The organism is Halomonas halmophila, assembly GCF_006540005.1.
In the GTDB taxonomy this organism is placed as follows: Bacteria; Pseudomonadota; Gammaproteobacteria; order Pseudomonadales; family Halomonadaceae; genus Halomonas; species Halomonas halmophila.
The window spans coordinates 38,313-61,264 of sequence record NZ_BJOC01000006.1 but is presented as its reverse complement, the minus strand read 5'-3'; the positions used below and the strand labels follow the sequence as shown (position 1 = coordinate 61,264).

Annotated in this window: 26 protein-coding genes; 7 read left to right on the top strand and 19 right to left on the bottom strand. The window is 64.4% G+C overall.

Annotated features, from left to right (window positions below; genetic code table 11):
* Positions 1–103 precede the first annotated feature (103 nt).
* From coq7 to phaR, 6 genes are all read right to left on the bottom strand, one after another.
* Positions 104–748, bottom strand: coding sequence for a 2-polyprenyl-3-methyl-6-methoxy-1,4-benzoquinone monooxygenase (coq7, locus tag HHA01_RS01610; RefSeq protein WP_141317356.1), 645 nt, complete (start codon positions 746–748; stop codon positions 104–106).
* A 160-nt stretch (positions 749–908) separates the two neighbouring features.
* Positions 909–1,250, bottom strand: a complete 342-nt coding sequence (locus HHA01_RS01605) for a histidine triad nucleotide-binding protein (protein ID WP_141317355.1) — start codon at positions 1,248–1,250, stop codon at positions 909–911.
* Positions 1,251–1,327: 77 nt separating this feature from the next.
* Positions 1,328–2,200, bottom strand: a complete 873-nt coding sequence (locus tag HHA01_RS01600; RefSeq protein ID WP_141317354.1) for a phosphoribulokinase — start codon at positions 2,198–2,200, stop codon at positions 1,328–1,330.
* Positions 2,200–2,634, bottom strand: a complete 435-nt coding sequence (locus HHA01_RS01595) for an acyl-CoA thioesterase (protein ID WP_141317353.1) — start codon at positions 2,632–2,634, stop codon at positions 2,200–2,202. The genes HHA01_RS01600 and HHA01_RS01595 overlap by 1 nt, the downstream gene beginning before the upstream one ends.
* 42 nt (positions 2,635–2,676) lie before the next feature.
* Positions 2,677–3,969, bottom strand: a complete 1,293-nt coding sequence (gene purD / locus HHA01_RS01590) for a phosphoribosylamine--glycine ligase (protein WP_141317352.1) — start codon at positions 3,967–3,969, stop codon at positions 2,677–2,679.
* A 69-nt stretch (positions 3,970–4,038) separates the two neighbouring features.
* Complete coding sequence (gene phaR / locus HHA01_RS01585; protein WP_141317351.1) at positions 4,039–4,506, bottom strand: polyhydroxyalkanoate synthesis repressor PhaR; 468 nt, start codon at positions 4,504–4,506, stop codon at positions 4,039–4,041.
* Between the two features lie 164 nt (positions 4,507–4,670).
* Here phaR and HHA01_RS01580 point away from each other — a divergent pair, with 164 nt between their 5' ends.
* Positions 4,671–5,384 carry a 16S rRNA (uracil(1498)-N(3))-methyltransferase gene (locus HHA01_RS01580; protein WP_141317350.1) on the top strand — a complete coding sequence of 238 codons (714 nt, stop codon included), beginning with the start codon at positions 4,671–4,673 and terminating at the stop codon, positions 5,382–5,384.
* A gap of 22 nt (positions 5,385–5,406) precedes the next feature.
* Here the strand turns inward: HHA01_RS01580 and HHA01_RS01575 are convergent, their stop codons facing one another.
* The 8 genes from HHA01_RS01575 to HHA01_RS01540 all read right to left on the bottom strand — a co-directional run bounded on the left by HHA01_RS01575 (position 5,407) and on the right by HHA01_RS01540 (position 12,582).
* Entirely contained in the window at positions 5,407–6,672 is a 1,266-nt protein-coding gene (locus HHA01_RS01575) for a lytic murein transglycosylase (RefSeq protein WP_141317349.1), read from the bottom strand.
* Positions 6,673–6,734: 62 nt separating this feature from the next.
* The gene (gene mnhG / locus HHA01_RS01570) at positions 6,735–7,169 is read right to left on the bottom strand and encodes a monovalent cation/H(+) antiporter subunit G (protein ID WP_141317348.1); all 435 of its coding nucleotides are present in this window, start codon (positions 7,167–7,169) and stop codon (positions 6,735–6,737) included.
* Positions 7,162–7,419: a cation:proton antiporter gene (locus tag HHA01_RS01565; RefSeq protein WP_373862922.1), complete on the bottom strand. Its 258-nt coding sequence runs from the start codon at positions 7,417–7,419 to the stop codon at positions 7,162–7,164. The genes mnhG and HHA01_RS01565 overlap by 8 nt, the downstream gene beginning before the upstream one ends.
* A gap of 61 nt (positions 7,420–7,480) precedes the next feature.
* On the bottom strand, positions 7,481–7,954 hold the full coding sequence (locus tag HHA01_RS01560) for a Na+/H+ antiporter subunit E (RefSeq protein ID WP_141317346.1): 474 nt from the start codon (positions 7,952–7,954) through the stop codon (positions 7,481–7,483).
* Positions 7,951–9,465 carry a Na+/H+ antiporter subunit D gene (locus HHA01_RS01555; protein ID WP_141317345.1) on the bottom strand — a complete coding sequence of 505 codons (1,515 nt, stop codon included), beginning with the start codon at positions 9,463–9,465 and terminating at the stop codon, positions 7,951–7,953. The genes HHA01_RS01560 and HHA01_RS01555 overlap by 4 nt, the downstream gene beginning before the upstream one ends.
* Positions 9,462–9,809, bottom strand: coding sequence for a Na+/H+ antiporter subunit C (locus HHA01_RS01550; protein ID WP_141317344.1), 348 nt, complete (start codon positions 9,807–9,809; stop codon positions 9,462–9,464). Before HHA01_RS01550 ends, HHA01_RS01555 begins: the two co-directional genes overlap by 4 nt.
* 9 nt (positions 9,810–9,818) lie before the next feature.
* On the bottom strand, positions 9,819–10,256 hold the full coding sequence (locus HHA01_RS01545; protein ID WP_141317343.1) for a Na+/H+ antiporter subunit B: 438 nt from the start codon (positions 10,254–10,256) through the stop codon (positions 9,819–9,821).
* Positions 10,249–12,582, bottom strand: coding sequence for a putative monovalent cation/H+ antiporter subunit A (locus HHA01_RS01540; RefSeq protein ID WP_141317342.1), 2,334 nt, complete (start codon positions 12,580–12,582; stop codon positions 10,249–10,251). The genes HHA01_RS01545 and HHA01_RS01540 overlap by 8 nt, the downstream gene beginning before the upstream one ends.
* 236 nt (positions 12,583–12,818) lie before the next feature.
* On the opposite strand from HHA01_RS01540, the gene HHA01_RS01535 reads away from it, so the two are divergent.
* From HHA01_RS01535 to HHA01_RS01510, 6 genes are read left to right on the top strand one after another with little or no spacing between them, the layout of a single operon-like run.
* A complete protein-coding gene (locus HHA01_RS01535) occupies positions 12,819–15,635 on the top strand; it encodes a monovalent cation/H+ antiporter subunit A (RefSeq protein WP_141317341.1) in 2,817 nt (938 codons plus the stop codon).
* Positions 15,635–15,982, top strand: a complete 348-nt coding sequence (locus HHA01_RS01530) for a Na+/H+ antiporter subunit C (RefSeq protein ID WP_141317340.1) — start codon at positions 15,635–15,637, stop codon at positions 15,980–15,982. The genes HHA01_RS01535 and HHA01_RS01530 overlap by 1 nt, the downstream gene beginning before the upstream one ends.
* Entirely contained in the window at positions 15,979–17,490 is a 1,512-nt protein-coding gene (locus HHA01_RS01525; RefSeq protein WP_141317339.1) for a monovalent cation/H+ antiporter subunit D, read from the top strand. Before HHA01_RS01530 ends, HHA01_RS01525 begins: the two co-directional genes overlap by 4 nt.
* Positions 17,487–17,996 carry a Na+/H+ antiporter subunit E gene (locus tag HHA01_RS01520; RefSeq protein ID WP_141317338.1) on the top strand — a complete coding sequence of 170 codons (510 nt, stop codon included), beginning with the start codon at positions 17,487–17,489 and terminating at the stop codon, positions 17,994–17,996. Before HHA01_RS01525 ends, HHA01_RS01520 begins: the two co-directional genes overlap by 4 nt.
* Positions 17,978–18,247 (top strand): K+/H+ antiporter subunit F, encoded by a 270-nt coding sequence (locus HHA01_RS01515; protein WP_141317337.1) that lies wholly within the window; start codon positions 17,978–17,980, stop codon positions 18,245–18,247. The genes HHA01_RS01520 and HHA01_RS01515 overlap by 19 nt, the downstream gene beginning before the upstream one ends.
* Positions 18,248–18,261: 14 nt before the next feature.
* Complete coding sequence (locus HHA01_RS01510) at positions 18,262–18,657, top strand: Na+/H+ antiporter subunit G (RefSeq protein WP_174787702.1); 396 nt, start codon at positions 18,262–18,264, stop codon at positions 18,655–18,657.
* A 99-nt stretch (positions 18,658–18,756) separates the two neighbouring features.
* Here the strand turns inward: HHA01_RS01510 and hemH are convergent, their stop codons facing one another.
* The 5 genes from hemH to rplI all read right to left on the bottom strand — a co-directional run bounded on the left by hemH (position 18,757) and on the right by rplI (position 22,946).
* Complete coding sequence (hemH, locus tag HHA01_RS01505) at positions 18,757–19,827, bottom strand: ferrochelatase (protein ID WP_246053774.1); 1,071 nt, start codon at positions 19,825–19,827, stop codon at positions 18,757–18,759.
* Positions 19,828–20,149: 322 nt separating this feature from the next.
* A complete protein-coding gene (locus HHA01_RS01500; RefSeq protein WP_141317336.1) occupies positions 20,150–20,452 on the bottom strand; it encodes a DUF6482 family protein in 303 nt (100 codons plus the stop codon).
* Positions 20,453–20,569: 117 nt separating this feature from the next.
* The gene (locus HHA01_RS01495; protein ID WP_141317335.1) at positions 20,570–20,863 is read right to left on the bottom strand and encodes a hypothetical protein; all 294 of its coding nucleotides are present in this window, start codon (positions 20,861–20,863) and stop codon (positions 20,570–20,572) included.
* Positions 20,864–20,933: 70 nt separating this feature from the next.
* Positions 20,934–22,322 (bottom strand): replicative DNA helicase, encoded by a 1,389-nt coding sequence (gene dnaB / locus HHA01_RS01490; RefSeq protein ID WP_141317334.1) that lies wholly within the window; start codon positions 22,320–22,322, stop codon positions 20,934–20,936.
* Between the two features lie 177 nt (positions 22,323–22,499).
* The gene (gene rplI, locus HHA01_RS01485; protein ID WP_141317333.1) at positions 22,500–22,946 is read right to left on the bottom strand and encodes a 50S ribosomal protein L9; all 447 of its coding nucleotides are present in this window, start codon (positions 22,944–22,946) and stop codon (positions 22,500–22,502) included.
* Positions 22,947–22,952 lie beyond the last annotated feature (6 nt).

The following is a 22,952-nucleotide window of genomic DNA, read 5'->3' as shown; positions in this document are numbered from 1 at the left end:
GGGTTTTCTTCCTTCTTCAAGCGGCGCTAGCCGCGTTCTTCCCTCTTCCAGGCGTGTAGCGCCGTTCTTCCTTCTTCAAGCGGCGCCAGCCGCTTTCTGCTGCTCAGATCCGATAAACCGACTCGGTCATGACCTTTGACATCAAGGTCATGCCGGCTTTCACCGGGGCCGGGAAGCGGGCGCCGCCGGCTTCCAGGGCCTGGTGGGCGTGATGCGCTTCATCGATGGCCATCTGGTGGAGAATCGCGCGCGAGCGGCGGTCGCCGCGGGGCAGCTTCTCGAGGTGTTCGTCCAGATGGCGCCCCACCTGCTCCTCGGTCGCCGCCACGAACCCCAGGCTGACACGATCCCCCACGGCTCCCGCCACGGCCCCGAGGCCGAAGGATGTGACGTAGAAAACGGGGTTGAGCAGGCTGGTACGGCCATCGAGTTCCTGTAGGCGGGCGTCGCACCAGGCCAGATGATCGACCTCTTCCTGGGCCGCCTCTTCCATCTGCCCGCGCACCTCGGGCAGTTTGGCGGTCAGCCCCTGCCCCTGGTAGAGAGCCTGGGCACAGACTTCGCCGGTGTGGTTGATGCGCATCAGGCCGGCGGCGTGCTGGCGCTGCTCGGCATCCAGCGGCTCGTCCTGAATATCCTCGGTGGCCGGTGACGGCCGTGAGGGCTGGGCGGCACCGGGCACCAGAGTGCGCAGCACGGTGTCGAACTGGTGGATCAGGTTATCAGCGCGGGACAGTTGGCGAGTCATGTCATCCCTCTTGAGCGGTCGTTGGCCTCATTATCATACCTCAGCCAGCCGACGGGCACAGCGTCCAGAGCGCAGGATGCCGCCCGGCTGGGCGGCATCGGCACGCACCTGATGCGTCGAACACCTTCGATTCGCGGCTCGGGGCCTTGACAGGTTCCGGCTAGCCAGCCGGCCAAGTGAAGCGTCGACCGCCCATCAGGTGCATATGAATATGATAGACCGTTTGTCCGCCGTCTTCATTGCAATTCATCACCACGCGGTAGCCATCATCGGCGAACCCCTGCTCCCGGGCCAGGCGAGCCGCGGTGTACTGCAGACGGCCGACCAGCGCCAGATCCCCCTCCTCGATGTCGTTCAGGGTGGCGATATGCCGCTTGGGAATCACCAGCATGTGACGCGGGGCCTTGGGATCGATGTCGTTGAAGGCCAGGATGTCATCGTCCTCATGGACGATGTCGGCGGGAATCTCGCGATTGATGATCTTGCAGAACAGGCAATCCATGTCGGGCTCCAGGCAAAGCGTCAGGGATTCAGGGGCGAGCTTAACGGTCGTGTGGCTCGTTGTCAGCGCCGGGCCAGTCAGCGAAACCGTCGCTGGGCGAGCAGGTGGCGTACCAGCGGGCCGAGGATCAGCTCCATGGCTAGCGACAGCCGCGATCCCGGAACCACCAGGGTATGGGGCCGGCTCATGAAGGAGTCCTGGATCATCGCCAGCAGATAAGGAAAGTCCACGGTGGCGGGGTCGCGGAAGCGAATCACCACGAAGGACTCGGCATCGGTGGGAATGTCCTGGACCTCGAAGGGATTGGAGGTATCCACGGTGGGCACGCGCTGGAAGTTGATGTGCGTGCGCGAGAACTGCGGCAGGATGTAGCGCACATAATCGTCCATGCGACCCAGGATGGTGTCGATCACCGCCTCCTGGGTATAGCCCCGCGCCTGGATGTCGCGGTCGATCTTCTGGATCCATTCCAGGTTCATGGTCGGCGCCACGCCGACCAGCAGATCGACATGCCGGGCGATGTCATGCTCGGCCGTCACCAGGCCGCCATGCAGGCCTTCGTAGAACAACAGGTCGGTGCCCGACGGCAGCGACTGCCACTCGGTGAAGGTACCGACCTGATAACCGGCCTCGATCATCGACTTGTCCTCGGCATGAATGTAATGCCGGTAGGTACCGTAGCCGTTGTCGCCATAGTCCTGAAAGAGCGCCTCGAGCCTGCCGAGCAGGTTGGCCTCCACGGCGAAATGCGACAGTTCATCCTTGCGCTCGGGTTCTTCGCGGAACATGCGCGCCAGTTCCTGGCGCGTATAGCGATGGAAGGCATCGCCGTCGACGAAGGCGGCATGCACGTCTTCACGCGCGAACATCCGCTCGAAGGTGCGCTTGACGGTGGTGGTGCCCGCCCCGGAAGAGCCGGTGACGGCGATGATCGGATACTCGCGGGACATCAGCTCCCCCTCGACAGGCGCTCGACCAGCGCATCGGGTACCGGCACCGGACGACCCGCCTCGGGGTCAACCAGCATCAGGGTGAGGCGCGCCGTGGCCACGCTACGACCATCGGCTTCGCGACGCAGGCGATGATAGACGCCGATCGTCTTGCGCGACGGCGCGGGAATGGCGGTATCGGCGATGAGCGCATCCGGCCAACGTGACTCGGTCTGGTATTGCACGGCCAGATCCGCCGCCACACAGGGATAGCCGGCCATGTCGACCTCGCTGAGCCCCAGGCTGGCCAACGCCTGCACCCGCGCCTCATGCATCAGCGAGATCACCGCGTCGTGCCCCAGGTGGCGCCCGTAGTTCATGTCCGTGATACGCACCGCCAGCGGGTGCCGGTGGCAGATAGCCGCTTCGGGAAAGTCGATCCTGACGCGCTCCATGGGCCCTCCTGAATAGCTGCGCAGACGCGCAAAGGCAACCGATTACTCGGCTCGACCACGGTCGATGGCACGATGGGCGATATCCCGTCGACAGGCCACGCCGGGCCAGTCGATGGCATCCACGCCACGGTAGGCCTGATCCCGGGCATCGCTGATAGCATCACCCAGGGCGGTGACACACAGCACGCGCCCCCCGGCGGTGACCACCAACCCGTCGTCGCCCTGGGCCGTGCCGGCATGAAAGACCTTGCAGCCGGTAGCCTCGGCGGCCTGCAGACCCTCGACCACATCGCCCTTGCGGTAGCTGCCGGGATAGCCACTGGCGGCCATGACCACGCCCACGGCGTGGCGCGGATCCCAGTCGCAGGCCCTGCCGGCGAGCTCGCCCCGGGCACCGGCCAGGCACAGCTCGGCCAGGTCGGACTGCAGGCGCATCAGGATCGGCTGGGTTTCGGGATCGCCGAAGCGGCAGTTGAACTCGATGACCCTGGGATTGCCCTCGGCATCGATCATCAGCCCGGCATAGAGAAAGCCGCTATAGGGGTGGCCATCCTCTGCCATGCCCTTGACCGTGGGCTCGATGATGCGCTGCATGATGCGCTCGTGGACCTCGGCGGTCACCACGGGAGCCGGCGAATAGGCGCCCATACCGCCGGTATTGGGGCCCTGGTCGCCATCGAGGGCGCGCTTGTGATCCTGGCTGGTGGCCATGGGCACGATGGACCGACCATCGGCCATGACGATGAAACTGGCTTCCTCGCCATCGAGAAACTCCTCGATGACCACACGGGCTCCGGCATCGCCGAAGGCATTGTCCTCCAGCATGTCACGGATCGCCGCCTCGGCTTCGGCCTCGCTCATGGCCACGATCACGCCCTTGCCGGCGGCCAGTCCGTCGGCCTTGATGACGATCGGCGCGCCCTTCTCGGCGACATGGGCCAGTGCCGGCTCCACGTCCACGAAGGTTTGGTACTCGGCAGAAGGGATCGCATGGCGTGCCAGAAAATCCTTGCTGAAGGCCTTGGAGCCCTCGAGCCGAGCGGCGGCCGCGCTGGGGCCGAAGATGGCCAGTCCGGCATCCCGGAATCGGTCCACCACGCCCTCGACGAGCGGTGCCTCGGGCCCCACGATCGTCAGATCGATCCGCTGGTCACGCGCGAAGGCCACCAGCCCCTCCAGATCGCCGACGTCGATCGCGACGTTCTCGAGCCCGGGCTCACGGGCCGTGCCGGCATTGCCCGGCGCCACCTGGACGCTTTCCACCCGGGGCGACTGCGCCACCTTCCAGGCCAGGGCGTGTTCGCGGCCACCGCCGCCGATGATCAAGACCTTCATCCGCTGCTCTACCTCGATACCTCGAAAAATATCGCGACATGATGCCAGAAATTCGCTCCGGCCGCCCGCTCAGGACTTGCCACTGTCATCGTCGTCTTTATGCCCCTTGCCGGCCTGCCCGCCGAGGTTCTGCTGCCAGAAACGCATGTTTTCCTCGGCCAGTTCCCGCATCAGCTCCATGGGGGTATGGCGCATGGCCTGCTGCCACTGGTCCTGCATGTGCTTCTGCTGTTCCATCATCAAGCGCGTCCCCTGCTCGAGGTAGCGCGCCAGAGGCAAGGGCTTGGCCATGTCGTAGACCCGAATGAACTGCGCCAGCAGATCGTTGGAGAACACCTCGGCCTCACCGTCGGCCTGCTCCTGCTCGATGATGATGGTCAGCAGGATGGTACGTGTCAGGTCTTCCCCGGACTTGGCATCCTCGACCCGGAAGGCCACGTCATCCAGCACCAGACCACGCAGGTCCTCGAGGGTTACATAGCGGCTCTGTTCGGTATCATAGAGACGGCGATTGGCATACTTGCGAATGACGCGCACGGCGCAGCTCCTTGCATTGTGGGTTGGGCATTCACCCTTCATCCGAGTATTGTGCACCGCGCCACCCTGCTTGCAAGGCGTCGAGCGAAATCGGTGCCGGTGACGACCGCCAAGCGGCCTGCGTCGACGCCCCGGGACTCTTGCCCTCAGAAAGACGAGACATCATGAACCTTATCCTGCTTTCGCCGGACGATGTGGAAAACGACCGGCTTGCCCGTGTCCGCGATCCAAGACGCCTCAAGCACCTACGCGACGTCCATGGCGCCGCGGTCGGCGACACACTGACGCTCGGCCTGGAGAATGGTCCCATGGGCCGCGGCATGCTGCTCGAGTACCACGACGACGAGGCGTTGTTCGACGTGTCCCGGCTCGACGAGGCACCGCCCGCGCCACTCGGCGTCCATCTGGTGCTGGCCCTGCCGCGGCCACGCATGCTGGCTCGCAGCCTGGAGCACGCCACCGCGCTGGGCGTGAAGTCCCTGACGTTGCTCAACACCCGCCGGGTGGAAAAAAGCTACTGGCAGTCCCCCGAGCTCGACGCTGACAGGATCCATCGGCATCTCATACTGGGCCTCGAGCAGGCACGCGACACCCGGCTGCCCGAGGTACGCCTGGCCAAGGGCTTTCGCCCCTTCGTCGAGGATTACCTGCCGGGGTTGCTGGGCGACAGCCGCGGCCTGGTGGCACACCCCGGAATGCCGCATGAGTGTCCGCGTGGTGTGGAGGAACCGACCACCCTGGTGGTCGGCCCCGAGGGCGGTTTCATTGACTGGGAAGTCGAGCAGTTGCTGGCGGCAGGCTGTCAGGGCATTCACCTGGGGCCGCGCATCCTGCGCGTGGAAACCGCCGTGACCGCACTGCTCGCCTGTCTGTCATGAGCCAGGCCGGCGGCTGCCAACTTCAGGACCTCAGGCGTTCGAGCAGTGCCTGGGTGGCAAAGCCATCCGGTGTCACCCCGATATCACGCTGAAAGGCCCGCAGGCCGCGTCGTGTATTGGGGCCCAGGATGCCATCGACCGTACCGGCATTGTAGCCGCGCTCATTAAGCAGGTGCTGCATGTCGCGCACGTCGCTGCGCTTGAGAGGTGGCTGCTCGCGCGGCCAGTCACCCTGGATGCCCGGCCGGCCGGCGATGGCATCACTCAGCTTGGCCACCGCCAGGGCATAGCTGGTGGCATTGTTGTAGCGCAGGATGACACGGAAGTTGTGTCCGACCAGAAACGCCGGCCCCTGGGCGCCCGCCGGCGTGATCACGGCGGCCGAGTCGAAGCTCGGCAGACTGCCTCCGTCCAGGGCGCGCACGCCGGCGGCCTGCCACTCGGCGGTGGAGCGACGCGTATCGGGCTCGGTCAGCGAATAGTCGAAACCGGACGCCAGGCGCACCTCGGTTCCCCAGGGTTGCCCCTGACGCCAACCGGCCTCGTCCAGATAATGGGCCGTCGAGGCCATGACATCGGGTATGCTGCCCCAGATATCACGCCGGCCATCGCCGTCGCCGTCAACGGCATGGGCCAGGAAGCTCGAAGGAATGAACTGAGTGTGCCCCATGGCGCCCGCCCAGGAGCCCTTCATGCGTGCCGGCGGGATATCGCCGGCCTCGATGATGCGCAGTGCAGCCATCAACTCGCCGCGGGCGAAGTCGCTGCGGCGGCCATCATAAGCCAGGGTGGCGAGGGCCTCCAGGGTGGAAAAATCGCCCAGATAATCGCCATAGCTGCTTTCGATGCCCCAGATGGCCACCAGCACCTCACTGGGCACCCCATAGCGGGCTGCCATTCGCTCGGCGGTATCCCGATGCTCGGCCAGACGCTGGCGACCTTTGTCGATGCGCGTCGCTGATACGGCGCTGTCGAGGTATTCCCAGATCGGCCGGACAAACTCCGGCTGGGAGCCATCCAGCTCGATCACCCGAGGACGATAGCGCAGGCCCGTCAGGGCACGCTCCAGGGTCGGTTCGGCGATGCCCTCGTCACGAGCGTGACGGCGAAAGTCTGCCAGCCAGGCCGCAAAGGTCATCTCGCGGTCGGTCGTCGACTCGGCGGTGGCACCGGCCGCGTCTGCTGCTGCGCTGGTGGGCGACTCGGCCCGGGCATCACGGGGTTGCGCACCCTGGCAGCCGACCAGGGCGGCACACAGGATGGCAAGCGGAAAAAATCTCAAGGTCATGGCGTCGCGGTCCTTTGCGGTGTGGTCCGATGATCGCCGACATCGTCGCGGTACGCCAGCCCCTATTTCCCCGAGGCAGCGTCATCGGTGTCATCCCCCGACCCCGCCGACGACCCGTGCGGCGAACTCGCATCGGCATCGTCCAGGCCGCTGTGCAGTCGGTGGTTGAGCGGGTCATAGTGGGGTTTCAGCTCGTCCTTGAGGGTCCCGGACCACAGACGCGCACCAACGAAATATCCGGCGCGCCCGATGACATGCGCCGCCACCGGGGCGGTCATCATGATGAACAGAATGATCGCCAGGGCCCGCGCCACCACGGTCTCCACGGCGAAGTGCAGGCAGACCCCGAGCATGATCAGCGACACCCCCAGGGTTGCCGCCTTGGTGGTGGCATGCATGCGCGTCAACAGATCCGGCAGGCGCAGGATGCCAAGCGCCGCCAGACACATGAAGGCCGAGCCGGCCAGCACCAGCACGGCCACCAATCCATCAATCATCGCGCGGCCCCCCGCGTTCCAGAAAACGCGAGAACCCGATGGTCGCCATGAAGCCCATGAGAGCCACCACAATGGCCACATCGAGGAAGAAGGAAACCTCGGTGGCAATGGCGATGACACCCATCATGCCGACCAGGATCGAGGAAAAGAGCTCCATGGCAACCACGCGATCCGGCAGACTCGGACCACGAAACAGGCGGATGAACGTCAGGCACAACGCCAGCGACATCACCGCCAGACCGACAAGCATCACGATCGACACGACGACCTCCTCTCCATCGGTTGCCCACTCGCCGGCGGTCGTGCCCGGCCTAGCGAAACAGCGCCAGGGCCCGGCGTTCCAGCTCGGCCAGATTCTGCCTGAGTGCCGCTTCATCATCGAGAAACATGGCATGAATATACAGCACCCGGCGATCATCGGAGACATCCAGGCTCAGAGTCCCCGGCGTCAGGGAAATCAGGTTGGCCACGAAGGCAATCTCGAACTCCGTCCGGGCCTGGAGCGGCATGGCAATCACACCCGGCTTCATGTACCAGGGCGGCGTGACGATATCGTAGGAGACCTTGAAGTTGGCCATGACCAGCTCCTTGACGAAGAAGCCGGCGAAACGCACCAGCCGCGGCAGTCGCTGAGCATAGCCCGCCAGCGCCGGCACCTGGGGCTGGATCAGGGCCAGTACCAGATAGCTGAAGACCAGGCCTGCCAGTAGGTTGCCACCGCTGAAATCCCCGGTCAGCACCACCCAGGCGATTCCCAGCAACAGATGCCAGGCCGCACCGATCATGAGCCACCTCCCGTTTCACCGAGGACCGCCTCGATATAGTGCTCGGGTGCCAGCAACTGGGCTGCCGAGGCCTCGGCCAGTGCATGAATGGGACCGGCATTGAGGCCGATGAACAGGGTGCACAACGCCAGCCCCAGCGCGGGTGCGGCCATCAACCACAACTCGCGGCGGGCCGGCGGTTGGCGATCGTCACTTTCGCCTTCCTCGGGAAGCGGCTTCCAGAACACCTCGGACCAGATCTTGACCATCGAGTAGAGCGTCAGCAGCCCCACCAACAACGCAATGAAGGTCACTCCATAGGCCTCGGCCTCGATGCCGGCGCGAATCACGATGAACTTGGCAAAGAAGCCGGAGAGCGGCGGCATGCCGGCCAGCGACAGCGCCGGAATCAGGAACAGGATGGCCAGCCAGGGATGCTCGCGGTAGAGCCCGCCCAGCCGCTTCAACTGATAGCTGCCACGCAGTCGGTGCACGATGCCGCTCACCAGGAAGAGGTTCGTCTTCACAATGATATGGTGAATGATGTAGAAGACCCCGCCGATAATCGCCAAGGGCGTGAACAGCGCCAGCCCCAGCATCATGTAGCCAATCTGGCTGACGATGTGAAACGACAGAATACGCCGGAACTCATGTTGCGCCGCCGCTCCCAGAACGCCACACAGCATGGTCAGCCCCGCTCCCCACAGCAGAATCTCGTGGGTATAGCCGGGACTGTGGTGGAAGATCAGGGTGAAGACCCGGTACAGCGCATAGACCCCAACCTTGGTCAGCAGGCCGGCAAACAGCGCCGATACCGCCACCGGTGGCGTGTGATAGGAGGCCGGCAGCCAGAAGAACAACGGAAAGGCGGCCGCCTTGATACCGAAGGCGACCATGAACATCATCGCCAGGGCATCGACCAGTCGCCGGTCCTCGAGTCGAGTCAGGCGCTGGGCGATGTCCGCCATATTGAGCGAGCCCACCAGGCTGTACAGCAGGCCGACCGCCACCAGGAAGATCACCGACGACACCAGGTTGAGGGTAACGTATTTGATCGCGCCTTCCATCTGTGGCCTTTCACTGCCGAGAATCAGCAGCGCGAAGGACGCCACCAGCATCACCTCGAACCACACATAGAGGTTGAAGATATCACCGGTGAGAAAGGCACCCGCCACCCCGGCCAACAGCAGATGCATCAGCGGGAAATAACCGAAGGCCTCATGCCCCCGGCCGGTGGTCGCCAATGAGTAGATGGCCACCGCCAGCCCGATGATGCCGGTCAGCACCACCATGATGGCGCCCAGTACATCCGCCACCAGGCTGATGCCGAAGGGAGCCTGCCAGCCGCCCACCTGCAGCACCTGTATGCCGTCTCGACTCACCAGCCCCAGCAGTCGCACGCCACTGACCAGCAACGCCAGTGTGCCGAGCACGGCGATCAGACGCTGCATCCGCCGCGAGCGCCACAACACCAGCGACAGGGTGCCCGACAACAGCGGTAACACGATGGGCAGAACGAGAGCCGGGTTCACGTATCGGTATCCTTCATCCGGTTCAAGTCATCGGTTCGCACGATTTCCCAGGCGCGACGCACCAGCACCACGGCAAACGACAGCACACCAAAGGCGATGACGATGGCCGTCAACACCAGCGCCTGGGGCAGCGGGTCGGCCACCGGGCCCGCCGGCGCCGACATTCCCTCCGGCACCAGGGGCGGCGCGCCGCGCGTCAGCCCGGCCATGGTAAAGATCAGCAGGTTGGCGGCGTTGGACAGCAACATCAGACCGATCACCAGCTTGACGATGGAGCGGCGCAGCATCATGTAGATCGCCGCGGCGAAGAGCACGCCGATGGCTATGGCCAGAACGGCTTCCATGAGGCCTCCTCAGTCATTTGCACCCTGCGTCCGGGCGGTATCCGCCAGGGCCGTGATCGCCGTGAGGACAGCGCCCACCACGACCAGATAGACACCGATATCGAAGACCAGCGGGGTGGAGGCCTTGAAGCCGATGATGGGCAGCGTCCACCACTGTGCCGTGAAGAAGGCCTCGCCGAACCACCAGGCCGGCAGTGTCGACAGCACGCCCAGCAAGAGGCCGACGGCCACCAGGTCGCGCGGCGACACCTTGAGCATGGCGCTCAGCGCCTGCCGGCCATAGGCGAAGAAGTACAGGGCGAACGCCCCCGACGCCACCAGACCGGCGATAAAGCCACCACCCGGCGCATCATGCCCCCTCAGCAGCAGGAACAGGGAGAACAACAATTGCAGGGGCAGCAGCAGGCGTGCCGCCACGCTGAGAATCAGGGTTCCGGATCTAACCATGGGGGCGGTCTCCCCTCGTCGTCCGCTCGCTGCTCACCACGTCATTATCGGAGTGAAAGCGCAGCATCGCCTGCACGCCGATGGCCGCCAGCGCCAGCACGAACATTTCGCCAAGTGTATCCAGCGCCCGGAAGTCCACCAGGATGACATTGACGATGTTGTGCCCATGCCCCAGCGGCTGACTATTGGCTACCATGTAGTCGGAGATGCGCGGCAGGGCATCAGCCGTCAGCACCGACAGCATGAACAGGGCCATCAGCAGCCCGAAGCTGCCCGCCACGATCACATCCCGCCAACGCTCCACAGGCGTCGACAGCCGCGTGAAGCGCGGCAGGCGGAAGAGCACCAGCACCAGCAACACCACCGTCAGGGTTTCCACCAGCAACTGGGTGATCGCCAGATCAGGGGCACTGAACAGCACGAAGGTCAGGGCGATACAGAAGCCCATGATGCCCACCGCCGCCACGGCGGCCAGTCGCGAACGCATCAGACAGGCGGTCAGGGCACTCGCGGCCATCAAGCCCGCCACGACCACTTCATGAAAGTAGGCATCGACCGAGACATCGATCTCGAAGCGGTGACGCAGGAACAGCGCATGCCCCACCAGGCCCATCAGCACCAGCAGGGTCATGGCCAGGTAATGGCGCACATGTCCATTCTGCAGCCAGCGCGTCTGCCATTCCGCCAGCCTGACCAGGCCGGCCATGAGCCTCTCGTAGCCCCACTCGGGGCCATGCCGCATGACGGGCTCCAACCTTGCCAGTGCGAGTCGCACACGCCCCCAGTAACAGAACACCAGACTACCGAGCACCAGGCTCACCAGCGACAGACCCAGGGTCGGATTCAGGCCATGCCACAACGCCAGATGCACGCCGGGTTCCGCCACGCCCAGGCCACTGACGGTGACGGCGACCAGGCCGTCGAGCAGCCCGGGCAGCAGGCCGAACAGCAGCGACAGCCCGGCCAGCAAGGCCGGACCGACGAGCAGGCCGAGCGGCGCTTCATGCGGCGTCACCGGCATGTCACGCACGGGGCCGAAGAAGGGCCTCAGGGCGACAATGGCCGCCACGGCCAGCGTCAGGAAGGCGCCGAGGAAGGCCAGTGCCAGCACCAGCCCACTATAGGGCAAGGCGCCGAGCAGCGACGTCAGCATCAGTTCCTTGCCGACGAAGCCTAGCAAGGGTGGCAGCCCGGCCAGCGACAGGGCGGCCACACAGGCCACGGCGGCGGTCCGCGGCATGGCACCGCGCAAGCCCCCCATGGCGGTGACATCCCGGGTACCGGTGGCATGGTCGAGAATGCCGGCCACCATGAACAGCGCCCCCTTGTACAGGGAGTGGGCCAGCAGGAAGACCACGAAGGCCACCAGCGCATCCCGCGTGCCGATACCCAGCAACATGGTCAGGGTACCCAGGGCCATGACCGTCGAGTAGGCCAGCAGCTTCTTGACATGCGTCTCGCGAATGGCCAGCAGGGCTCCCGTCGCCATGGTCAGGGCGCCGACCAGCGAAAGCGTCATCTCCCACAGGAGGGTATCGCCGAGCGCCGGGTGCAGACGCGCCAGCAGGTAGACGCCGGCCTTGACCATGGTCGCCGAATGCAGGTACGCCGAGACCGGCGTAGGAGCGGCCATGGCATTGGGCAGCCAGAAGTGGAAGGGGAACTGCGCCGATTTGGTGAAGGCGCCGAGCAGCACGCAGAGCAGGATGGGGGTATAGAGCTCATGGCCGATGAGTTGTTCGCCGCGCTGACCGAGCACCGACAGCGACCAACTATCCCCTGCCTGGGCCAGCATGACAAAGCCGGCCAACAGCGCCAGACCGCCGCCCACGGTGACGAACAGCCCTTGCTGTGCCGACTTGCGCGCGGCGGGGTCATCATGATGAAACCCGATCAGCAGGTAGGATGTGATGCCGGTCAGTTCCCAGAAGACGAACAGGGTCACCAGGTTATCAGCCAGCACCAGCCCCAGCATCGAGGTCATGAAGGCGCTGATGATGACCAGAAAACGTGGCAGGTCGCGCTCGCCCTTCAGGTATTCCCCGGTATAGACCAGCACCAGGGCTCCTACCACGCTGATCAGCATGGCGAAGAGCCAGGCCAGGCCATCGAGGTAGAAATTCAGGGAAATGTCCAGGGCCGGTACCCAGGCCCACTCCAGCAGGAGAGGGTCCCCAGCCAGCACGACGGGCCACTGCAGGGCCAGCCAGCCGGCGATGGACATCGGCCACAACGCCATCATCAGCGGCGTGTACCGACCCAGCCACCGATGTAGCCAGGGCGCCATGAACGCCAGGCCAAACCCCGTCAGTATCGCCAGCTGCATGCAGTTCTCCCGGTCGAACGCTTGGGGTCGTCCGCATGCGTACGACTCTAGAGAGAGTGCGCAGCGAGACGCAAGTCAAGGGGACAAGACGCGTCCGTTTTGGTTAGAGTAGGACGCAAATGCCATTGATGGGCCTGTATTCCCACGTATGGACGCTCAGCACTAGCGCCACCGTTGATCGTTCACGTCGGGTGCAGCACCCTTGGCCTCACGCAAACGCGCAGGATGACCGATCGATGACATTGCTCTGGATAGCACTGCTGCCGCTTCTCGGTGTGCTGGTGCCGGCGCTCGGCGCTCGGCTCGAGCGCCGCTACTGTTCTCTGGCGACCGGACTCCTTCCGGCCATTGCCTTGCTGCTGACGCTCACCCAGCTTCCCTCCCTGGCCGATGGCGAGACGCTGCGCTTCGCGGTGGATTGGGTACCCTCACTGGGACTGGATCTGGCCTTCAGGCTGGATGGCTTGTCGGTGCTGTTCAACCTGCTGATCCTGGGCATCGGGCTGCTGATCGTGCTGTATGCCCATTACTACCTGGACGCTGACGAGCCGTACGGGCGTTTCTATGCCTACCTGATCCTGTTCATGGCCTCCATGGTGGGCATCGCCATGGCCGACAATCTGCTGTTGCTGTGGATGTTCTGGGAGCTGACCAGCCTGTCGTCCTTCCTGTTGATCGGCTACTGGTCCCATCGCAGCGATGCCCGCAAGGGGGCACGCATGGCCCTTGCAGTGACCGGTGCCGGTGGCCTGGCCCTGCTCGCCGGCCTGCTGCTGGTCGGCAACATGGTCGGCAGCTTCGACATGAACCGGGTACTGGCCAGCAGCGATGTCATCCTGGCCCATGAACACTATCCACTGGCACTGGGACTGATCTTGCTGGGCGCCTTCGCCAAGTCGGCGCAGTTCCCCTTCCACTTCTGGCTGCCACACGCCATGGCGGCGCCCACGCCGGTCTCGGCGTACCTGCACTCGGCCACCATGGTCAAGGCCGGTATCCTATTGATGGCTCGCCTCCATCCGGCCATTGCCGGCAGCGAGCTGTGGACACTGGTCGTCACCCTGGTGGGCATGACAACGCTGCTCTACGGCGCCTGGTTCGCCCTGATCAAGACCGACCTCAAGGGCATCCTGGCGTTCTCCACGGTCAGTCACCTGGGCCTGATCACCGCCCTGTTGGGCATCGGCACGCCCATGGCGGTACTGGCCGCGATGTTCCACATCCTCAACCACGCCACCTTCAAGGCGGCCCTGTTCATGACCGCCGGCATCATCGATCACGAGACCGGCACACGGGAGCTGTCCCGACTCGGCGGACTGCGCCGTGCCATGCCGGTCACGGCGCTGCTGACCTCGATCACCGGAGCCGCCATGGCCGGCGTGCCCTTGCTCAACGGCTTCATCTCCAAGGAGATGTTCTTCACCAGTGCCACCAAGGCCGACATGCTGGGCGGTATCAGTTGGCTCCTGCCGCTACTGGCCACCCTGGGGGGCATCCTCTCGGTGGCCTACTCGCTGCGCCTGGTGCATGCCGTCTTTTTCAAGCCGGCCCGCGAGGCGCCGCCCAGTTCACCTCACGAACCACCCCGCCTGATGCGTGCCCCGGTGGAACTGCTCGCGGTGCTGTGCATCCTGGTGGGGCTATTGCCCTCCCCGCTGGCCGGTGGGCTGATGGACCTGGCCACCCGGGCCGTGCTCGGCGAGCCCATGAATTTCCACCTGGCCATCTGGCACGGCTTCAACCTGCCCTTGCTGATGAGCGTGATCGCTCTGCTTGCCGGCATCGGCACCTACCTGGGTCATCGTCACCTGCGTCATTTTCTCAGGGGGTTCAAGCCGGTGGATGCGCGCCTGGTCTTCGAGGGCGCCGTTCAGTACACCGGGCGCCAGGCCGAGCGGCTTCTCGCCTGTTTCGACAATGGCTCTCTGCAGCGCTACATGAGCCTGCTGCTGGTGACGGCCTTGATACTGGCGGGCCTGGGCCTGTTCCGCATGCCCAGCCTGGCCGGCGACCAGCCCGGCAGCGAGCTCGATGGCGTCCTGATCACCGGTGCCGTGCTGCTGATGTTCAGCGGCATCGCCACGGTGATCACGCATCGCTATCGCCTGATTTCGCTGTTGATGCTGTCGATGGTGGGGCTGCTGGTGTCGCTGACCTTCGCGCGCTTCTCCGCGCCGGACCTGGCCCTGACCCAGCTATCGGTGGAAGTGGTGACCATGATCCTGCTGATGCTGGCACTCTTCTTCCTGCCCCAGAAGACGCCACGCGAGTCCTCGATGCCGCGTACTCTGCGCGACAGCGCCCTGGCCGCCGCCCTGGGCATGATCGTCGCCAGCCTCAACTACGCCGTCCTGACGCGCGACCACAACAGTATCTCGGACTTTTTCATCGAGAACAGCGTGCCCGGCGGCGGCGGCCACAACGTGGTCAATGTCATCCTGGTCGATTTCCGCGGCTTCGATACCCTGGGCGAGATTACCGTGCTGGCGATTGCCGGCCTGGCCATCTTCAAGCTGCTCAACCGCTTGCGCCTGTTCATGCCGCACAGTGACGTCGAGGGCCGGCTGTGGTCACCGGATCGCTATCCGATGATCCTCACCACCATCTCTCAGGCCCTGCTGCCCCTGGCATTGCTGGTCTCGGTGTTCATCTTCCTGCGCGGCCACAACCACCCGGGTGGCGGCTTCATTGCCGGCCTGATCACCGCCGTGGCACTGATCCTGTTGTACATGGCGCGCGGCGTGGAGTGGGCGCAATCGCGCCTCGACTTCCAGTACCAACCGGTGGCGATCGCCGGGGTAGGCATCGCTACCCTGACCGGGCTGGGCAGCTGGCTGTTTGGCTACCCCTTCCTGACGTCATCGTTCGGGCATTTCCACCTGCCGCTGATCGGTGACTTCGAGCTGGCCACGGCCATGATTTTCGACCTCGGCGTCTACCTGGCCGTGGTCGGCGCGACCCTGATGATCCTGGCCAACCTCGGCAAGCTGACCACGCCTCACCGGCCAAGCAAGCAAGGCGAATCCACGACCCCCAGCGAGGAGACGAGCTGATGGAAAGTCTGTATGCCATCACCACCGGCGTGCTCAGCGCCTGTGGTCTCTATCTGACGCTACGCGGCAGAACCTTTCCCGTGGTGGTCGGCCTGACCCTGCTGTCCTATGCGGTCAACCTCTTCCTGTTCTCCATGGGCGGGTTGACCACGGATGGGGCGGTGGTCATCAACGGCGAGGATGACTACGCCGACCCGCTGCCCCAGGCCCTGGTGCTCACCGCCATCGTCATCGGCTTCGCCATGACGGCCTTTGCCGTCATCCTGGCCATGCGGGCGCGTGGCGACATGGGCAATGACCATGTCGATGGCCGCACCAAAGAGGATTCAGAGGAGTCGCGTCGGTGATACAGCATCTGATTGTCCTGCCCGTCGTACTTCCGCTCGTCATGGGCGTCGTGCTGCTGTTGACGCGCTTCGGCAGCACCAGCCTCAAGCGTGGCGCCAGTGTTGGGGCCACCCTGTTGCTGGTGCTCATCGCCTTGGCATTGCTGATAAAGGCATCCAGCGGCGAGATTGACTACTATGCTCTGGGCGACTGGCAGCCACCCTTTGGCATCGTGCTGGTGCTGGATCGCCTGTCGGCGCTGATGATCATGCTGACCTCGGTGCTGGCCTTGGGCTGCGTGATCTTCGCCTGCGGCGGTGACGACGAGAAAGGCAGCAATTTCCACGGCCTCTTCCAATTTCAGCTGATGGGCATCAATGGCGCTTTCCTGACCGGCGACCTCTTCAACCTCTTCGTGTTCTTCGAGGTCCTGTTGCTGGCGTCCTATGCCTTGCTGCTGCATGGCGGCGGCAAGTCGCGGATTCAATCCGCGGTGCATTATGTGGTGCTCAATCTGGCCGGGTCCGCGCTCTTCCTCATCGCGGTCGGTGTGCTCTACGGCGCCACGGGAACCCTCAACATGGCCGACATGGCGGCTCGCCTGAGCGAGCTGCCGGCCGAGCGCAGCGGCCTGGTGACCGCCGGCGCCCTGCTGTTGCTGGTGGTCTTCGGCCTCAAGGCGGCCATCCTGCCGCTGTATTTCTGGCTGCCGCGTGCCTATGCCTCGGCACCGGCGCCCGTGGCTGCTCTCTTTGCCATCATGACCAAGGTCGGCGTCTACGCCATTCTGCGTGTCTATTCGCTGGTCTTCGGCCAGAATGCCGGCGAACTGACCTCGCTCGATCAACCCTGGGTCTGGTGGATGGCGCTGGGCACTCTGGCCGCGGCCACCGTGGGAGTCCTGGCAGCGCGTGACCTGCGCCTGCTGGTCGCCTATCTGGTACTGGTCTCGGCCGGCACCCTGCTGGCCGGTGTCGGCATGGACACGCCGGCCGCCACCGCCGGGCTGCTCTATTACCTGCTGCACACTACCCTGGTGACCGGCGGCCTCTTCCTGCTGGCCGACATGATCGGTCAGCAACGCGGCAAGGCCGGTACACGCATCGTCAAGGGGCGCCCGATGACCCAGGGCGGCACTCTGGCCGGCCTCTTCTTCATCGCGGCGGCGGCGGTCGCCGGCCTGCCGCCCCTGTCCGGCGCCATCGGCAAGGCGCTGCTGCTCGATGCCGCCGAGGCCGGACAGCGTATCTGGCTGTGGCCAATCCTGCTGATCAGCGGCCTGAGCGCCATCATCGCCCTGTCGCGCGCCGGCTCCACCCTCTTCTGGCGCAGCCAGAACGGTGAACGCGGCGGTACACGCCTGCCCCGCACCCAGTGGGCCGGTGTCGGGCTGTTGCTGGCCAGCTCGCCGCTGCTGGTGGCACTGGCCGGGCCGGTCAGCGATTATACCCGGGCCACCGCCGAACAGCTCGCCACCCCTGATGCCCTGATCAGTGCGCTGTTGTCCGATAACGGAGATGCCCCATGATCAAGTCCCGACGCTGGCTCCCCGTCCCACTGCTGTCGCTGTTGCTGCTCGCCGTCTGGCTGATGATGGTGCGCAGCCTGGCACCGGGCCATATTCTGCTGGGGAGCGTCCTCGCCGTGGTCATTCCGCTCGGCACCTACCGTTTCTGGGACGTGCAGCCGAACGTGCGTCGCCCCGGCCTGCTGGTTCGTTTCATCCTGCGCGTGCTGGGCGACATCATCACGGCCAACATCCAGGTGGCCTGGCTGATCGTGAATCCCTGGCGGCGTACTCGGCCGCACTTCGTGGAATATCCCTTGATGCTGCAGGAACGTTTCACCATCACCCTGCTGGCCAATACCATCAGCCTGACGCCCGGCACGGTATCGGCCAACCTGCGCATGGACGGCGAGACACTGCTGATTCACGCCCTGGACGTCGACGATGACGAGGCGCTCATCGAACAGATTCGCGAACGCTACGAGCGCCCACTCAAGGAGATCTACGAATGCTCGACATCGCGCTGAAGATCAGCCTGGCACTGGTGCTGGTTGCCATCGTGCTGAACACCTATCGTCTCTCGGTCGGTCCGGACATGCCGGACCGTATCCTGGCGCTGGACACCATGTACGTGAACTCCATCGCCCTGATCGTGCTGATGGGACTCTGGCTCAATACCAAGACCTACTTCGAAGCCGCGCTGCTGATCGCCATGCTCGGTTTCATCAGTACCGTGGCCGTATGCAAGTACCTGTTGCGCGGCGACATCATCGAATAGCGGGAGCAGCCACCATGTCGATCTACGTCATCCTCGAAGGCGTAATTTCCTTCTTCCTGATCGCCGGCGGTGCCTTCATCTTCATCGGCTCGCTGGGCATGACCCACCTGCGCGATTTCTACATGCGTCTTCATGGACCGACCAAGGCCACCACCATGGGCATCGGCTGCATCCTGACGGCCTCGATGCTGTACTTCGGCATCATCGACAGTTACCCGGTGATCCAGGAAATGCTGATTGCCCTCTTCCTCTTCATCACGGCACCGGTCAGTGCTCACCTGCTGGCCAAGACCGGCCTGCACCAGCAACTGCGGCGGGTGGAGAAGACCCGAGGGGAGCCCGCCGAGCTGCGCGACGAGGAAGTCGGCAAGAAGCCCGTGCCCCATCACTCGGATGCCGGCCACGACTGAACGCAGCATGCCAAGCAAAAGGCGGGGCGCCGAGCGCCCCGCCTTTTTTGTGCCGCCATGCGTGAGGCTCATCGACCGAGCCAAAGTTCTCACCCGCGACTACAGCCAGCCGGCGAGCTCCCGCTCGGCAATCCGCGCCAGCGCCTGGACGTGATCGTCACGGGCATTCAGGCAGGGTACATAGGTGAAGGTCTCGCCGCCGGCCTCCAGGAAGGCGCCACGGATTTCCTCCTCGATTTCCTCCAGGGTTTCCACACAGTCGGCAGCAAAGGCCGGCGACACCACGGCCAGGTGCTTGATGCCCTGGCGGGCCAGCTCGGCCACATGCTCCACGGTGGCCGGCCCGACCCATTCCTCGGGTCCGAACTTCGACTGGAAGGTCGTGATGATGGCCTCGTCATCCAGTGGCAGACCGTCCCGCTCCAGCTGCTCCTTGAGGAGCCGCGTGGTCTTGCGGCAATGGCAGTAATAGGGATCGCCTTCGTCGAGGAAGCGTTTGGGCACGCCATGATAGGAGGCCACCAGGGCCTGGGGTGGCGTCTCGGCCGCCGCATAGGCCTCACGCACCGAAGCACTCAGCGCCGCGAGATAGGCCGGATGCTCGAAATAGGCCGGCACGGTACGCAAGGCCGGCTGCCACTTGAGCTTCATCAGGGTCCGGAAAGCCTGATCATTGGCCGTGGCCGTGGTCGGTGAACCGTACTGAGGGTAAAGGGGGAAGAACAGAATCCGCTCGCAGCCCCTGGCATGCAGGTCTTTCAGCACACTCTCGGTCGAGGGATTGCCATAGCGCATGCAGAAGGCCACCTCGAGGCGCTCGCCATGCTCGCGCTTGAGTTCGGCCGCCAGCTTCTCGGTCTGCTCGCGGGTGATGGTCAGCAGCGGACTCTCGTCATTGTCGCGATTCCAGATGCCGCGATAGGCCTTGCCGGAGGCGAAGGGGCGGCGGCTAAGGATCACCAGCTGCAGCAGGGGCTGCCACAACCAGGGCGAATAATCGACGACCCGCCGGTCGGAGAGAAACTCGCTGAGATAACGCCGTACCGACCAGTAGTCCGTCGCATCCGGGGTGCCCAGGTTGGCCAGCACCAAACCGACCTTGCCGCCGGGTGACGGAGGGTGACCTTGCGGGAGATGTCCAGAAGAGGACGACGTGGAATCAGGCGCCATGACGCCTCCAATGCCTGAAAGAAGAGACATCAGGGTACCATCGGCGACACCAGGGCCATAATAGGTTGACACTACTTCTGACATCCAGCGTCTCTATGGCGCCGCACGCGACACCCCTTCCCCCGATCGGCGTGCAGGCCAGGGCAGGCTTCCAGGCAGAAATACTGTTGAAGGTTCAAGAGGCAGCGCCCTGAGTCAGCGACTCACCAGCGCCGGGAAGGCCGCCCACTGTGGGGATCCGGGCAGCTTGTCGTGGGGAGGAGAAATGCGTAGCAGAGCGCAGTTGGCTCGCCAGGACCGGTTCGGCCCGGCTGACAAGGCGTTACAGATTGACGGGGATCTTGGCACCCAGCGGCTCGTGATAACGGGTGGCCAGGCCGGTCGCTTCCTGTTCCGAGACCTGCTCGACCAGGTAGACCCGATGCACGTCGGCACGCTTGAGCTCCAGGTAGACATCATCCAGCGAACGGAACAGCACCGGCTTGCCGGCACGCGTCAGCATGTGGCGCTGGCCCTCGATGTCCTCGAGTTCGACCTGATAGGAACGATTGCCGGCGTGTCCGATGACGCGGATTTCGAAGTTGTCGTGTTCGGCCACGAAGGCCTTGAAGTCATTGAGGTCCATATGGCCCTCCCGGTGGTTCAGTGTCTTGGGCATCGGTAACAGACTGCCGACACGAGATGACAGCAGTGTGACCGATGCCCGCTGACCCTGAGACCGACCGTGGCGGGCCGGGTTCCGTCACTGATATTCCGACGGGTCGATGGCCTTGCCCAGTGATTTCTTGTCGACCCACCGACCGGCCTTGGTCTCCTTGTAACGCAGTACCACGCGATCCCCGACCGACACCGGCAGCTCGGAGTCCTCGGTCTGGTAGCTGTAGTGCTCGCCGTCCACCACCAGCTCGAAGCGGTACAGATCGGGCATGCCCAGCCACTCCTTGAAGGGCCCTTCGCGCTCCACCGATTGCAGTTCACCGCGTGCTTCGAGCTTGGGCGCACGGCGCTGATTGCCGCGTCGGAATCCGCCTGCCATGGTGCTTCTCCAGAATGCTGTTGGGGGGAGGGATTATACGGAGCTGAGGCGCGCGCTCAAGCGACACGCCTCACTCACCGAAGGCTTCGCCATAGCTGTCCGGGGCCAGGTCCTCGAAGCGCGTGTACTTGCCGATGAACGCCATGTGAACGGTCCCGATGGGCCCGTTACGCTGCTTGCCGATGATGACCTCGGCCAGCCCCTGGTTATCGGGGTTGTCCGGGTTGTAGACCTCGTCGCGATAGACGAAACCGATGATATCGGCATCCTGCTCGATGGCACCGGATTCGCGCAGGTCCGACATCACCGGGCGCTTGTTGGGGCGCTGCTCCAGCGAGCGATTGAGCTGGGACAACGCCACTACCGGGCAGCCGAATTCCTTGGCCAGCCCCTTCAGGGAGCGGGATATCTCGGAAATCTCGCCGGTGCGATTCTCGGAAAAGCCGGGAATCTGCATCAGTTGCAGATAGTCGATCATGATCAGCGACAGATTGCCGTGCTCGCGCACCACGCGGCGTACCCGCGAACGCATTTCGTTGGGTGACAGCGCGGCGGTGTCATCGATGAACAGCTGCTTGTCCTTGAGCAGATTGACCGCCGAGGTCAGGCGTGGCCAGTCCTCATCCTCCAACTGGCCGGTGCGCACCCGCGTCTGGTCGATACGCCCCAGCGAGGACAGCATGCGCAGCATCAGGGCCTCGGCGGGCATTTCCATGGAAAACACCATCACCGGCTTGTCACTGGAGATGACCGCATGCTCGACCAGGTTCATGGCGAAGGTGGTCTTGCCCATCGAGGGACGCCCGGCAACGATCACCAAGTCGGACGGCTGCAACCCCGACGTCATGTCATCCAGGTCGCGGAAACCGGTAGAGAGCCCGGTCATCTCGCCCTGCATGTTGAACAGCTCGTCGATGCGGTCCACGGCCTTGGTCAACAGGTCGCTCATGCCGATCGGCCCGCCCGACTTGGGCCTGTCCTCGCTGATCTGGAAGACCAGTCGCTCGGCCTCGTTGACAAGCTCCTCGGAGGGCCGCCCCTGGGGAGCGAAAGCGCTCTCGGCCACCTGGTTGGCCGCCTTGATGAGCTTGCGCAGGATCGCCCGCTCACGCACGATATCGGCGTAGGCGCGTATGTTGCTGGCCGAGGGCGTGTTGCGCGCCAGTTCCGCCAGATAGGCCAGGCCGCCGACGGTATCCAACTGATCCCGCCCCTCCAGTGCTTCCGACAGCGTGACCACATCCATGGGCCTCGCTTCCTCGGCGAGCTGGGCCATCACATTGAAGACCAGACGATGCTCGTAGCGATAGAAGTCATCCGCTACCAGCCGGTCGGCGACATTGTCCCAGGCGGAATTGTCGAGCATCAGCCCGCCCAGCACGGATTGCTCCGCCTCCAGCGAATGCGGCGGCACCTTGAGGGCGGCCGTTTCCTGATCCAGCGCTTGCGGTTCATTCATGGTGGAATTCCTGACGGGGTCGGCATCGATATTCTACCCGAAGGGAGGCACTGACCTCATGCAGCGAAAGACGCCGCACGGGCTGCCGTCCAGGCCAGCAAAAACTGCCGGGTAAAAAAAGGGCGCGAGGTTGAACCTCGCGCCCCTGGACATCAACGCGGACGTCGATCGTCGAGCTTACTCGCCCACAACCACGACGCGCACGGTGGCGCCGACTTCGGCATGCAGGTGCAGGTCGATGTCGTATTCACCGGTCTGGCGAATCGGGCCCAGTGGCATGCGCACTTCGCTCTTGGCCACCTCGATGCCGGCAGAGGCAATCGCATCTGCCAGGTCACGCGGACCAATGGAGCCGAACAGCTTGCCTTCGTCACCGCTCTTGGCGACCAGCGAAAGCTCGATATCGTTGAGTTGCGCAGCGCGCGCTTCAGCTTCTGCCTTGCGCTCGGCGGCTTCCGCCTCGAGCTGGGCACGCTGGGCTTCGAAAGCCGCGATGTTGTCCTTGGTGGCCGGCACGGCGAGGCCGTAAGGCACCAGGTAGTTACGGCCATAACCGGGCTTGACGTTGACCTGGTCACCCAGACCGCCCAGCTTGCCAATCTTGTCGAGCAGAATGACTTCCATCTCGTT